The organism is Burkholderia sp. RS01, assembly GCF_039748055.1.
Taxonomy (GTDB): Bacteria; Actinomycetota; Actinomycetes; order Actinomycetales; family Micrococcaceae; genus Arthrobacter.
Genome location: NZ_JBDLAK010000001.1, coordinates 402,337 through 416,192, shown reverse-complemented (window position 1 = coordinate 416,192; position 13,856 = coordinate 402,337). Strand labels below are relative to the sequence as shown.

General features: G+C 68.3%; 8 protein-coding genes. 4 read left to right on the top strand and 4 right to left on the bottom strand.

Features of this window, described 5'->3' with window-relative positions; translation table 11 throughout:
• Window positions 1-15: 15 nt before the first annotated feature.
• Window positions 16-1,182, bottom strand: coding sequence for a bifunctional glutamate N-acetyltransferase/amino-acid acetyltransferase ArgJ (gene argJ, locus ABFP37_RS01900; RefSeq protein ID WP_078026479.1), 1,167 nt, complete (start codon window positions 1,180-1,182; stop codon window positions 16-18).
• Window positions 1,179-2,210 carry an N-acetyl-gamma-glutamyl-phosphate reductase gene (gene argC, locus ABFP37_RS01895; protein WP_347032558.1) on the bottom strand — a complete coding sequence of 344 codons (1,032 nt, stop codon included), beginning with the start codon at window positions 2,208-2,210 and terminating at the stop codon, window positions 1,179-1,181. The genes argJ and argC overlap by 4 nt, the downstream gene beginning before the upstream one ends.
• Before the next feature lie 265 nt (window positions 2,211-2,475).
• On the opposite strand from argC, the gene ABFP37_RS01890 reads away from it, so the two are divergent.
• The 4 genes from ABFP37_RS01890 (at window position 2,476) to ABFP37_RS01875 (ending at window position 10,067) form a co-directional block, all read left to right on the top strand.
• Window positions 2,476-3,501, top strand: coding sequence for an acyl-CoA desaturase (locus tag ABFP37_RS01890; protein WP_347032557.1), 1,026 nt, complete (start codon window positions 2,476-2,478; stop codon window positions 3,499-3,501).
• Between the two features lie 136 nt (window positions 3,502-3,637).
• Entirely contained in the window at window positions 3,638-4,603 is a 966-nt protein-coding gene (locus ABFP37_RS01885; RefSeq protein WP_078026477.1) for a quinone oxidoreductase, read from the top strand.
• A gap of 80 nt (window positions 4,604-4,683) precedes the next feature.
• Window positions 4,684-8,655 carry a Pls/PosA family non-ribosomal peptide synthetase gene (locus ABFP37_RS01880; protein ID WP_347032556.1) on the top strand — a complete coding sequence of 1,324 codons (3,972 nt, stop codon included), beginning with the start codon at window positions 4,684-4,686 and terminating at the stop codon, window positions 8,653-8,655.
• A gap of 56 nt (window positions 8,656-8,711) precedes the next feature.
• The gene (locus ABFP37_RS01875; protein WP_347032555.1) at window positions 8,712-10,067 is read left to right on the top strand and encodes a M1 family metallopeptidase; all 1,356 of its coding nucleotides are present in this window, start codon (window positions 8,712-8,714) and stop codon (window positions 10,065-10,067) included.
• A gap of 121 nt (window positions 10,068-10,188) precedes the next feature.
• Here the strand turns inward: ABFP37_RS01875 and pheT are convergent, their stop codons facing one another.
• Together pheT and pheS are read right to left on the bottom strand one after the other, a co-directional pair.
• The gene (gene pheT, locus ABFP37_RS01870; RefSeq protein WP_347032554.1) at window positions 10,189-12,732 is read right to left on the bottom strand and encodes a phenylalanine--tRNA ligase subunit beta; all 2,544 of its coding nucleotides are present in this window, start codon (window positions 12,730-12,732) and stop codon (window positions 10,189-10,191) included.
• 2 nt (window positions 12,733-12,734) lie between these two features.
• Window positions 12,735-13,796, bottom strand: a complete 1,062-nt coding sequence (gene pheS / locus ABFP37_RS01865; protein ID WP_078026474.1) for a phenylalanine--tRNA ligase subunit alpha — start codon at window positions 13,794-13,796, stop codon at window positions 12,735-12,737.
• Window positions 13,797-13,856 lie beyond the last annotated feature (60 nt).

Below are 13,856 nucleotides of genomic sequence, written 5' to 3'. Positions count from 1 at the left end.
GGATGGCTGGTGGATCTAGCTTGAGTAGGCGCTGTTCTCGTGGACGTACTCGTGCGTGAGGTCGTTGGTCCAGACGGTGGCTTCCGCGCCGCCGGCCTGGAGGTCGATCTCCACCAGCACTTCCCTCGGCTCCAGGTCCACGAGTTTCCGGTCCTGGCCGATGCTGCCGTTCTGGCAGATCTGGATGCCGTTCATGGAGACGTTCAGCTCGTCGGGTTCGAAGACGGCGTCCGTGGTTCCGACCGCGGACAGGACACGTCCCCAGTTCGGGTCCTTGCCGAAGATGGCGGCCTTGAAGAGGTTGGACCGGGCCACGGCGCGGCTGACAATTTCGGCGTCCCGTTCGCTGGCCGCGTTGAACGTGCGGATGGCGATGTCGTGGCTTGCGCCTTCGGCGTCGCCGATCAGCTTGCGGGCCAGCTCGGCGCACACGCCGGTGAGGCCCTCGCCGAATGCCTCGGCGGACGGCACGGCACCGGAGGCACCGGAGGCCATCAGGACCACGGTGTCGTTGGTGGACATGCAGCCGTCCGAGTCCGCCCGGTCGAAGGTGACGCGCGTGGCGTCGCGGAGGACGACGTCGAGCATTTCCGGCTGGACGTCGGCGTCGGTGGTGAGGACCACCAGCATGGTGGCAAGGCCGGGCGCGAGCATGCCGGCGCCCTTGGCGATGCCGCCGATGGTGAATTCATTGCCTTCGGCGTCCACGCCGGTGAAGACTGCCTGCTTCGGCACCGTGTCCGTGGTCATGATGGCCGTCGCGGCGTCCGTTCCGCCGTCCGCGCTGAGCGCGGCAGCGGCGGCGTCGATCCCCGGGACGATCTTGTCCATGGGCAGCTGCTCGCCGATCAGTCCGGTGGAACAGACGAAGACGTCCGTGGCTGAAATGCCGAGGACCTCGGCGGTTTTCTCTGCCGTGGTGTGGGTGTTCTGGAAGCCCTGCGGTCCGGTGCAGGCGTTGGCTCCGCCGGAGTTCAGGATGACGGCGTCCACGCGGCCGTCCGAGACCACCTGGCGGGACCAGTGGACGGGGGCGGCGGCCACGCGGTTGGACGTGAAGACGGCTGCGGCCGCCTGCGACGGGCCGTCGTTGACCACGAGTGCGAGGTCCGGGTTTCCGGAGGCTTTGAGGCCGGCCTTGACGCCCGCGGCGCGGAATCCCTTGGGGGCGGTAACGGTCACGGGGCAACTCCCTGCAGGTTGAGGCCGGCGGTCTCCGCCAGGCCGAGGGCAATGTTCATGGACTGCACGGCGCCGCCGGCGGTCCCTTTCGTGAGGTTGTCGATGGCGCACGTGACGATGACGCGGCCAGCGTGTTCGTCGAAGGCCAGCTGCATGGCAGCGTGGTTGGACCCCTGGACCGACTTCGTGGAGGGCCACTGGCCTTCCGGAAGCAGGTGCACGAACGGTTCGTCGTCGTAGGCCTCGGCCCAGGCGCTGCGCAGTTGTTCGGCCGTCACTCCGGGCTTGACCCGGGCCGTGGCGGTGGTGAGGATGCCGCGGCTCATGGGGGCGAGCGTGGGCGTGAAGGACACCGTCACGGGCTCCCCCGCTGCGTTGCCGAGCCCCTGCTCGATTTCGGGCGTATGCCGGTGGCCGCCGCCCACGCCGTACGGGCTCATTGAGCCCATGACCTCGGCGCCGATCAGGTTCACCTTGGCGGCCTTCCCGGCCCCCGACGTGCCCGAGGCGGCGACGATGACGACGTCCTCGACCTGGAGCAGCCCGGCGGCGAACCCGGGGGTGAGCGCCAGCAGCGCCGACGTCGGATAGCAGCCGGGCACGGCGATCCGGGTGGCGCCTTTGAGTTTCTCGCGCTGGCCGGGGAGCTCCGGCAGACCGTAGGGCCAGGTGCCGGCGTGCGCGGAGCCGTAGAACTTCTCCCACGCTGCGGCGTCTTCCAGCCGGTGGTCCGCTCCGGCGTCGATCACCACGGTGCCTTCGGGCAGCTGCGCTGCTATCTCCGCCGAGGCGCCATGCGGCAGCGCCAGGAACACGACGTCGTGCCCGGACAGGTTGTCCAGGGTGGTGTCTTCAAGAATCCTGCTGGCCAGGCCATGGAGATGGGGCTGCAGTTCGCCTAGTCTGGAACCGGCGTTGCTGTGCGCGGTGATGGCACCGATGGTGACGTCGGGATGACCGGCCAGGAGGCGGAGCACTTCGCCGCCGGCGTAGCCGCTAGCGCCGGAAACGGCAACAGAAATAGTCATGGGAACGACTATACAGCAAGACTATGCATAGGTTCCGATATTTATGCACTGCGTTGGTGCGCCCGGAATCGTCCCGCGCTCCGGGTTTCCCGAAACATTGGACTACTACGCCCGGCGTATGCTTGAGAGAGGGTAATCCAGACCGCTGCGGGCCGAATGTCGGCTGCAGCGTTGCCCGTAACAGTTACGAGGCATGCAGTTCATGACCCCCTCCCTCACTTCAGAACGCCCGCAGTCCCGGGTCCGGCAATCCAATGCGGTTGTCTTGAGCTACTCAGAACTCCTCAAGACCGTTAAGGCCGAGGGCCTCCTCGAGCGACGCGTCGGTTTCTACATCACGGTCTTCTCCGTCCTGGTGCTCCTGATGACGGCCACCTGGTTCGGTTTCGCGCTCATCGGTGACAGCTGGTTTCAGCTCCTCATCGCCGCCGCCCTGGGCATCCTGTGCACCCAGCTGAGCTTCCTGGCCCACGAGGCCGGGCACCGCCAGATCTTCGCCTCCCGGCGTGCCAACGATTGGGCGGCCAGGCTGCTCGCCACTTCCGTGGCCGGCATGAGCTATTCCTGGTGGGAGCAGAAGCATGGCGCCCACCACAACCACCCGAACGTCATTTCCAAGGACCCCGACATCGCCCCCGGACCGATCGCTTTCCACACCGAAGCGGTTGAAGCCCGGCAGGGACGGTTCTCCTTCCTGACGCGCAAGCAGGGCTGGTTCTTCTTCCCGCTGCTGTTCCTGGTCGGCCTCGGCCTGCAGATCGATTCGGTCAAGTTCATCTTCCGCCGCGCCCAGGTCACGCACCGCTGGGTTGAATTGCCCATCCTCCTGGCCAGGCTCAGCGTCCTGCCGGTCCTCACCTTCACCTTCCTGCCGTGGGGCATGGCCCTGGCGTTCATCGGCGTCCAGCTCGCCGTCTTCGGTTTCTACATGGGCGCTTCTTTCGCCCCGAACCACAAGGGCATGCCCGTTCTGCCCGCGGACAGCCGCGTGGACTTCTTCAGCCGCCAGGTCCTGACGTCCCGGAACATCTCCGGCGGCCGCTTCATGGACATTCTGCTTGGCGGCCTCAACCGCCAGGCCGAGCACCACCTCTTCCCCGACATGGCCCGCCCGCAGCTGGATAAGGCCGCCGTGATCGTCCGGGAGTTCTGCGCCAAGCACCAGGTCCCGTACACGGAGACCACGCTGCTGCAGTCCTACGGCATCATCGTCCGCTACCTTAATGACGTAGGGCTCTCCGCCGGTCGCCACTTCGAATGCCCCATGGCCACCGTCACCCGGCGCTACTGACCGACACGGCAGGACCTGCGGCGCGCCGTTGCACGCCGACCAGCAGGCGGTCCGACTTCACCCTTCAGCACCCCGGTCCCTAGGATGAAGTGAGGATCAGGTGCCGGAGGTCCGGCGCCGGAAAAGGAGACATTCAATGACACACGCCATCGTTGCCCCACAGCCGGGCGGGCCGGAAGTCCTGGATCTCACGGAAGTGGAACGCCCCGTTCCTGGCCCCGGCCAGGTCCTGCTCAAGGTTGCGGCAACCGGCGTCAACTTCATTGACACGTACCAGCGGAACGGCACGTATAACGTGCCGTTCCCGTTCGTTCCCGGCTCCGAGGCCTCGGGAACGGTCGAGGAAATCGGCGAGGGCGTCACCGCCGTTGCCGTCGGGGACAGGGTGGCCACGGCCGAAGGCTCCAGGTGCTACGCGCGCTACACCGTCCTGGATGCCAGCAAGGCCCTCCCGGTCCCGGACGGAGTGGACGACCTCACCGCCGCGGCGCTGCCGCTGCAGGGCATGACCGCGCATTACCTCATCAACTCCTCCTTCCGGGTGGAACCCGGCCACACCGTCCTGACGCATGCCGGAGCCGGCGGCGTCGGCCTCCTCCTGATCCAGTTGCTCAAAGCCAAGGGGGCGCGGGTCATCACCACCGTTTCTACCGACGAGAAGGAAGCGCTCGCCTTGGAGGCCGGCGCCGACCATGTGCTCCGCTACCACGGCTTCCCGCACCAGGTCAGGGAGCTGACGGACGGGACCGGCGTGCACGTGGTGTACGACGGCGTGGGAAGGGACACCTTCGACGGGTCACTGTCCTGCCTGCGCACCAGGGGTTCCCTGGTCCTGTTTGGTGCCGCCTCCGGTCCGGTGCCGCCGTTTGATCCGCAGCGGCTCAACGCGGGCGGATCGCTGACCCTGACCCGGCCCTCGCTCGCGCATTTCCTGCTCAACGAGCAGGAGCGGCGCTGGCGCGCCAGCGAGGTCTTCGCGGCCGCAGCCAGCGGAGACCTGAAGGTCCGCATCGGTGCCACGTATCCGCTGGCCGAGGCCCGGCGCGCCCATGAGGACCTCGAGGGCCGCCGCACCACCGGCAAGGTCCTGCTGGTTCCCTAAGCGGCTACTCGCCGCCGGCAACATGAACACCAGGCAAACCGCGACACCTTCCGTTCATGTTGCCGGGAAAGAATCACCCTGTGAATGACCAGCTACCGCAGACCACCGGCACCACTCCCACTGATGAGGCGCCGGCCGCCGTCGTGCACGCCCCGCAGCTGCCCGGTGGCGCCGCGGCGCCGCCGGAGCGCACGCTGCTGGACATCCTGACCGATTCCGCCAGCCGTTTTCCCGACGCATCGGCGCTGGACGACGGCCACCAGTCCCTGAGCTATTCGCAGCTCATGGCAGAGGTTCGGGCCGCCGGCCGCCGGCTGCATCTGGCCGGCCTCGGCGCGGGCGACAGGATCGGCGTCAGGATCCCCTCCGGCACGAATGAGCTCTACATCTCCATCCTGGCCGTCATGCTGGTCGGCGCGGCCTATGTCCCGGTCGACGCCGACGATCCCGACGAGCGCGCCAAGCTGGTGTTTGGTGAGGCTGGCGTGTCGGGGATCCTGCGGGCCCACGGGGACATCGTCACCGACAAGAATCGTCCCCGGCCGTACCCCGGGCCGCGCACCGCACGGCCCGACGACGACGCCTGGGTCATCTTCACGTCCGGTTCCACGGGGACGCCCAAGGGAGTGGCCGTCCCGCACCGTTCCGCGGCGGCCTTCGTGGACGCCGAAGCCAGGATCTTCCTGCAGGATGAACCCGTGGGGCCGCAGGACCGTGTGCTCGCCGGCCTGTCCGTGGCCTTCGACGCGTCGTGCGAAGAGATGTGGCTGGCCTGGCGCCATGGCGCGTGCCTCGTGCCGGCTCCCCGCGCGCTGGTCCGCACGGGGATGGACCTGGGGCCGTGGCTCATCAGCCACGGCATCACCGTTGTCTCAACGGTGCCCACCCTCGCGGCCCTGTGGCCGGCCGAGTCCCTCGAAAGTGTCCGGCTGCTGATTTTCGGCGGCGAAGCGTGCCCGCCGGAACTCGCCGAACGCCTCGCCGTGGAGGGCCGCGAGGTCTGGAACACCTACGGCCCCACCGAGGCGACCGTCGTTGCCTGCGCCGCGCCCCTGGGCGGCAGCGGTCCGGTCAGGATCGGCCTGCCCCTCGACGGCTGGGACCTCGCCGTGGTTGATGCCAGCGGCGTTCCCGTAGCCGAAGGGGAAATCGGCGAACTCATCATCGGCGGCGTCGGCCTGGCCCGCTACCTCGACCCTCTCAAGGACGCGGAGAAGTACGCCCCCATGCCCTCGCTGGGCTGGCGCCGCGCCTACCGCTCCGGCGACCTCGTCCGCTACGAACAGGCCGGCCTGATTTTCATGGGACGTGCCGACGAACAGGTCAAGCTCGGCGGCCGCCGGATCGAACTCGGCGAGATCGACGCCGCCCTGCAGTCCCTACGGGGCGTGGCAGGTGCAGCCGCCGCGGTCCGCACCACCGCCGCCGGCAACCAGGTCCTCGTGGGATACCTGGCACCGGCAGGGGACGCCGCACTGGACCTGGTGGCATCCAGGGAGCAGCTCCTCGCCACGCTGCCCGCACCTCTCATCCCGATGCTGACCGTCGTCGAAAGCCTGCCCACGAAAACCAGCGGAAAAGTGGACCGGCATGCACTCCCGTGGCCTCTCCAAGGGGTCGGAGCGGCGGACGCCGCGGCCGCGCCGCTGAACCTGCCGGACGACGCCCAATGGATTGTTGACCAGTGGCGGGCAGTCCTTGGCAGCGCCGTGGCAAGCCTCGACGCAGACTTCTTCGCCCACGGCGGCGGCTCGCTGGCGGCAGCCCAGCTCGTCTCGGCCCTCCGTGTCCGCTATCCCACCATCACGGTGGCGGACATCTACGCCACCCCGCGCGTCGGCGCCCTGATCGACGCCGCCCGGCAGTCCCTGCCCGAAGGCGCCGCCGCGGGGCCCGCACCGGACCGGCCGGTGCGGCCCACGGCCCTAAAGTCCCAGGTCTTCCAGACCCTCATGGGCATCCCGCTGCACATCCTCGTAGGCATGCGCTGGCTCACCTACCTCATGGCCGCCAACAACCTGCTCGCCGCGTTCGCGGGCTTTGCCGCCGCTCCCACGTTGTCCTGGTGGTGGGTTGCGGTGTCCTGGCTCGTCTTCGTGAGCCCGCCCGGCCGGATGGCCATCTCGGTGGCAGCGGCGCGGGTGTTGCTCCGTGGCGTCGTGCCCGGGATGTATCCCCGTTCCGGCAGGGTGCATCTGCGGCTCTGGCTCGCCGAGCAGATCCAGGACCTCGCAAGCGCCATCAGCCTGGCCAGCGCTCCGTGGGTTCCTCACTACGCAAGGGCGTTGGGAGCCAAGATCGGCAACAACGTCCACCTGCACTCGCTGCCTCCCGTCACCGGATTCCTCGCCCTGGGCAGCGGCAGCAACATCGAACCCGAGGTGGACCTGTCCGGGTGGTGGATCGACGGCGACATCGTGCATATCGGCCGGGTGCACGTCGGAGCCGGCGCCACGGTCGGCGCCCGCAGCACGCTGATGCCGGGGGCGAGCATCGGCGCCGGCGCCCAGGTGGAGCCGGGCTCGGCGGTCCTGGGCAAGGTCAAGGCCGGGCAGGTCGTGGCCGGCTCCCCCGCCGAACGCCGCGGCAAGGCCAAACAGGACTGGCCGGATGTCCAGCCGGTCGGCTCGCTCATCGGCCGGCTCTGGTTCGCAGCCTTCGCCGCCGCCTCCGCAGTCCTTGCCATGATTCCCTACGCCTCAGCGGTGTCGGCCGCACTGGTGGTTTTCCTGTTTATCAGGGGAAGCGAATCCCTGGTGGGTGCGTGGCCGCAGCTGCTGGCGTCGCTGCCGCTGGCTTCCCTCACCTGGTTCCTGGTCAATGCCCTGCTGATTCTGGGCACCACGCGCCTGCTGGGCACGGGCCTCCAGGAAGGCTACTACCGCGTCCGGAGCCGCATCGGCTGGCAGGTATGGGCCACCGAACGCGTCCTGGACCTGGCCCGCGACCTGCTGTTTCCGATCTACGCCAGCCTTTTCACTCCGGTCTGGCTGAGGCTGCTGGGAGCCAAGATCGGCAAGAATGTGGAGGCCTCCACCGTCCTCCTGCTGCCGAAGATGACCACGGTGGGCGAGGGCGCCTTCCTGGCCGATGACACGATGGTGGCCTCCTACGAACTGGGCGGCGGCTGGATGCGGATCGCTCCTGCCAAGATCGGAAAGCGTTCCTTCCTGGGCAACTCGGGGATGACCGCGGCGGGACGCAACGTTCCGAAGTATTCTTTGGTTGCCGTCCTGTCCGCCACGCCCAGCAAGGCGAAGTCCGGCACCTCGTGGCTGGGCAGCCCGCCGGTCAGGCTTCGGCGGACGGCGGTGGCGTCCGATGACACCAGGACGTTCCAGCCGCCGTTCGGGCTCAAGGTGGCCAGGACCCTTTGGGAACTGTGCCGCTTCGTGCCGGTGATGCTGACCGTTGCCCTGGCCCTGGCGGTCATGGTCACGTTTGACTGGCTGGCAGCCATGTTCAACTACGGCGCCGCGGCCGCACTCGGCGGCCTGGTCATCCTGCTCGCCGGCGGCGTGGCTGCCGGAAGCGCCGTGGCGGCCAAATGGCTGCTGGTGGGCAGGATCAAGGCCGGCGAGCACCCGCTGTGGAGCTCATTCATCTGGCGCAACGAAGTGGTGGACACGTTCATTGAGATGGTCAGCGCGCCCTGGTTCGCCAGGTCTGCCAGCGGAACGCCTGCCCTTGTCTGGTGGCTGCGGGCCCTCGGCGCCAGGATCGGCCGCGGCACGTGGTGTGAAAGCTATTGGCTGCCGGAGGCCGACCTGGTGACCCTTGGCGCCAGCTCAACGGTCAACCGTGGCTGCGTGGTCCAGACCCACCTTTTCCACGACCGCATCATGAGCATTGACACTGTTACGCTCGAAGACGGGGCAACGATGGGCCCGCACGGCGTCATTCTGCCGCAGGCGCGGATGGGCAAGGGCGCCACCGTGGGTCCGGCGTCCCTGGTCATGCGGGGCGAGACCGTTCCTGCAGGGACCTACTGGATGGGCAACCCGGTGAGCCCCTGGACGGGGCCTTCGGTTCCGGCCCCCCGCCTGAAATAATGGCCAGCCGGGATACCCGGACGGTCCCGACGACAGCTTGAGTGAGGCACCCGTTTATGAGTCCCGCAGAATCCCCCGGCCCGGCGGTCCTGCCTGTGCCCGGCGCCGCCGGCACCAGCGACCCCTACGTTCCGGGGCACGGGACGGATGCCTACCGCGTGGTGCGCTACGAACTGGACCTTGACTACAAACTCGCCAGCAACCGCCTGAACGGCCGCGCAGTGCTGCATGCCGTCGCCGCCCGGCGGACGTCCGCCGTCGTCCTCGACATGACCGGCCTCCGGGCCCTGAAAATCCAGCTAAACGGCGCGCGGGTGCGCCGGTTCGCCCAGCGGGCCGAGCAGCTCGTGGTGCACTGCGAGCAGGTCCTGGACGCGGGAGCGGATTTCACCCTGGACATCCGCTACGAGGGAAATCCGGCGCCCCGCAAGGGCCTCTGGGGCGAAGTGGGCTGGGAGGAGCTCACCGACGGCGTGCTCGTCGCGGGCCAGCCCAACGGCGCGCCGTCGTGGTTCCCCTGCAACGACCACCCGCGGAATAAAGCGAGCTACCGCATCTCTGTCACCACCGACGCCGGGTACCGCGCCGTATGCAACGGCCTGCTCGTGGGCCACACCACCAGGTCGAGCCGGCAGACCTGGGTCTACGAACAGGCAGAGCCCATGGCCACGTACCTGGCCACGGTTCAGATCGGCCGGTACGAGCTTCTGACGTTGCCGGCGTCCGGCGGGGTGGCCCAGTTCGCCGCCGTCCCGCCGACGCTCACGCATTCCGCCTTGGCAGGGCTGACCCGCCAGGCCGACATGATGCGCACCTTTGTCAGTTGCTTTGGCCCCTATCCGTTTCCCGAGTACACGGTGGTGGTGACGGATGACGCCCTGGAAATCCCCCTCGAGGCGCAGTCCCTGTCCATCCTGGGCCGCAACCATCTCGGCTCCGAATGGGAGTCCCAGCGCCTCATCGCGCACGAACTGTCCCACCAGTGGTTCGGAAATTCCCTGACGGCGAGCACCTGGAGCGACATCTGGCTGCACGAGGGATTTGCCTGCTACGCGGAATGGATCTGGTCGGAGGAAGCCGCCATCATGCCCGTGCAGAACCGGGCCGCGGCCGCCTGGCGGCGCCTCAGCACCAGCCCCCAGGACCTGCTGGTGGGAGACCCGGGCCCCGAACTAATGTTCGATGACAGGGTCTACAAGCGCGGTGCGCTGGCGCTTCACGCGCTCCGCCTGGCCTGCGGGGACATGGCTTTCTTCGCGCTGCTCCAGGAGTGGACCCGGACCAAGAGCCACGGCTCCGTGTCCACCGCCGAATTCATCCTGACCGCCGATCACGTGACGGGCCTGGACTCGGAAGCCCTCCTGCACCCCTGGCTGTATGAAGCGGCGCTTCCGGCCATGCCGGGGAGCTGACGCCGCGGTCCAGCAGCAAATTCGTCGGCGGGACCGCCCGGGAAAGCACGGAAGACCACGCCGGCGGGCGTGGTCTTCCATGGTTTTCAAGCCGGCAGTTCCCGGTCCGGTTGTGCTGGGCCTAGCGCTGTACCGCACCGAACCGCGAGGCGGCCAGGGCAACGGCGTGCTCCCGGGCAGCGGAGGCCTCGTCGGCAGTCAGCGTCCGGTCCGCGGCGCGGAACCGGAGCCCGAACGCCAACGACTTCTTGCCTTCTTCGATGCCCTTGCCCGCGTACACGTCGAAAAGCGCCACGTCTTCCAGCAGCTCGCCGGCTCCCTCGCGCAGCGCGGCCAGCACGTCGTCCGCCGGAACCTCCTGCGGCACTACGAGCGCCACGTCCTGGGTGGCCACCGGGAAGGTGGAAATGTGGCGGGCCACAATGACGTCGGCCGCGGCCTCGAACAGCGCGTCGGCGTTGATTTCCAGCGCCACGGACCGCGCCGGCATGTCGTGCGCGGCCAGGAGCTTCGGATGCAGCTCACCGGCGTATCCCACCACCTCGCCGGTACGCAGTGAAAGCTGCGCGGCCCGGCCCGGGTGGAAGGCCTGGTGATGTCCCTGGCTCACCACAATCTCAACGCCGAGCACGTCGCCGGCCTGGCGGGCAATGTCGAGTGCATCCGCCCAGTCCCATGCCCTGGGCGTGTGGCCCGCGGCGGCGGGCGAATCGTGGCCGGTCAGCACGGCGGCGATGTGCAGCGGCTGGTCCGGAACGCCGTCGTACAGTGCGTCCAGCACCTCGTCGGAGGGCTTGGCGCCGAGCGGCGGAATGCTGGCCGTGCCCAGGGTATCGCCGGGCAGGAACACGAGGCCGGCTTCGAAGAGCGCCAGGTCGCGGAACCCGCGGGAATGGTTGCGTTTGGCCACCTCGATGAGGCCCGGCAGCACCGAAGTGCGCAGGTAGCCGTGCTCCTCGCTGATCGGGTTGGCGAGCTTGACCGCAGTCCTGGGCTCGCCCGCCCCGGCCACGCCGAACGTGTCGTTGGCAGCCTTCGATACGAACGGATAGGACAGGACCTCGGTCAGCCCGGCATCCGCCAGCGCCTGGACCAGGCGGCGGCGCTGCTGCTGCACGCGGGTCAGGCCCCGGCCGGGAGGCGCCACGGGCAGCGTGGCCGGGATCTTGTCGTACCCCACCAGGCGGGCGATCTCCTCGGAGAGGTCCTCCTTGGTTTCCAGGTCGTTCCGCCAGCTCGGGGCAGCGACTGACCAGCCGCCGTCGTTCTTTTCGACGACGGCACCGAGGTCCTCAAGGCACGTGACGATCTGCTCTTCGGTGAAGTCAAGGCCGATGCGCGTGGCGGGGAACTCCGCGGGCAGGGCGATCGTGACGGCGTCGGGAGCGGTTCCGACGTCGGTACCCGCCTCATCCGCCGTCCCGCCGGCCAGCTCGACGAGGAGGTCGACGGCGCGCTGCGCGGCGACGTTGGCCACCTGCCAGTCCACGCCGCGCTCGAAGCGCTTGGAGGCCTCCGAGGGCAGCTTGTGGCGCCGGCGTGAGCGGGCGATGGACACTTCCTCGAAGTGGGCTGCCTCGATCAGGACGGTGGAGGTGGCATCCGATACTTCGGTGGACGCGCCGCCCATGACGCCCGCGACGCCGATGGGGCCGGAGGCGTCCGTGATCAGGAGGTCCTCGGGGTCCAGCGCGCGCTCCTTGCCGTCAAGGGTGGTGAGCTTCTCCCCCGCGACGGCGCGCCGGACCACAATGTCCCCGGACAGCTTGTCCTGGTCATAGAAGTGCAGCGGCTGGCCAAGTTCGAGCATCGCGTAGTTGGAGATGTCCACGGGCAGCGAGATGGAGCGGATGCCGGCCAGGCGAAGGCGTGCGGACATCCACGGCGGAGTGGCCCGAGTGGCGTCCACGCCGCGGACGGTGCGGGCGACGAACCGGTCGCAGCCGGGCTTGCCGTAGATGGGCGCGTCGTCGTTGATCTTGACGCCGTAGCCGCCGGACAGTGTTGCCGGCGCCTGCACCTTCGACGCCGGGTCAGTGAAGACCGTGCCGGTGGCGTGGGCGTATTCGCGGGCCACGCCGCGGATCGAGAAGGCGTAACCGCGGTCCGGCGTGACGTTGATCTCGGCGGCCTGGTCGTAGAGGCCCAGCAGTTCCATGGCGTCGGCGCCGATTTCCGGATCCAGCCCGATCCGGGAGAGCACCAGGATGCCGTCGTGGTCCTCGCCGATGCCCAGTTCGCGGACGGAGGCGATCATGCCGGCGGACAGGTGTCCGTAGGTCTTTCGTGCCGAGATGTGGAAGTCGCCAGGCAGGACGGCGCCCGGAAGCGTGACCACCACCTTGTCCCCTTCCACGAAGTTGTGGGCACCGCAGATGATGCCCTGCACGCCGGAGGGGTCGATGCCCTCGCCGGCCAGGGTCTGCTCCTGGCCTTCGGGGACAACGCGGACCTGGCACCAGTTGATGGTCTTGCCGTTGGTCTGCGGTTCCTTGACCAGGCTCAGGACCTGGCCCACGACGACGGGGCCTTTGAGGCCGTCCGTGGGACGGTGGACCGCTTCTTCTTCAAAGCCGACCTTGACGAGCTCCGCCATGACGTCTTCGGCCGTCGCTCCGGCCGGTACCTGCGCGAATTCGCGCAGCCAGGAAAGGGGAATACGCACTGTTAGATCTCCATCCCGAAGTGCTCGCTGAAACGTACATCGCCTTCGATCATGTCGCGCATGTCGCCGACCTCGTTGCGGAACATGAGCGTGCGCTCGATGCCCATGCCGAAGGCAAAACCTGAATAGACATCCGGATCGATGCCCGCGGCGCGCAGCACGTTGGGGTTGACCATGCCACAGCCGCCCCATTCGATCCAGCGCGGGCCGCCCTTGGCGCCCGGGTGCCAGATATCCAGTTCCGCGGACGGCTCGGTGAACGGGAAGTAGTTGGGACGGAGCCGGATCTGGGCTTCGTCGCCGAACATTTGCCGGGCGAAGTGCTCCAGCGTCCCGCGGAGGTCCGCCATGCTGAGCTTCTTGTCGATGGCCAGGCCCTCGAACTGGTGGAAGACCGGGGTGTGCGTGGCGTCGAGTTCATCGGTGCGGAACACCTTGCCGGGGCACAGCACGTAGATGGGCAGCTCGCGTTCCAGCATGGACCGGACCTGCACCGGGGAGGTGTGGGTGCGCATCAGCAGGTGGGCTTCCGGCGGCTCCACGAAGAAGGTGTCCTGCATTTCGCGAGCGGGGTGATCCGGCTTGAAGTTCAGTGCGTCGAAGTTAAACCACTCGGACTCGACTTCGGGACCCTCGGCGATTTCCCAGCCCATGCCCACGAAGATGTCCGCGACGCGGTCCTGGAGCGTGGAGAGGGGGTGGCGGGCTCCGGCGCGGCGGCGGCGCGGTGCGGCCGTCACGTCCACGGTTTCCTCGACCAGGATGCGGGCATCGTTTTCAGCCTCGAGCTCGGCGGTGCGTTCGGCGAGCGCTTTGTTGACGCGCCCGCGGGAGGAACCCATGATCTTGCCGGCGGCGGCCTTCTGGTCTTTGGGAAGGCCGCCGATCTCCCGGTTGGCCAGGCTCAGCGGCGATTTCTCACCGGTGTGGGCCAGGCGGACAGCCTTGAGTTCATCGAGCGTGGAGGCACCGGCAATGGCGGTGATGGCCTGGTCTACGGCGGCGGCGATGGCGGCTTCATCCAGAGGGTTCGGGATGGCAGCGCCCGGCAAAGTTTCAGTCATCTACTGTTCTTAGCTACGAGTCGGGTGATGCCAATGGCCGGTGCTGCTATGCCGGTTCCC

Excerpts from the sequence above, each read along its gene's own strand:
- argC (WP_347032558.1), bottom strand. The coding sequence starts at position 2,210 with ATGACTATTTCTGTTGCCGTTTCCGGCGCTAGCGGCTACGCCGGCGGC.
- ABFP37_RS01885 (WP_078026477.1), top strand. The coding sequence starts at position 3,638 with ATGACACACGCCATCGTTGCCCCACAGCCGGGCGGGCCGGAAGTCCTG.
- ABFP37_RS01875 (WP_347032555.1), top strand. The coding sequence starts at position 8,712 with ATGAGTCCCGCAGAATCCCCCGGCCCGGCGGTCCTGCCTGTGCCCGGC.
- pheS (WP_078026474.1), bottom strand. The coding sequence starts at position 13,796 with ATGACTGAAACTTTGCCGGGCGCTGCCATCCCGAACCCTCTGGATGAA.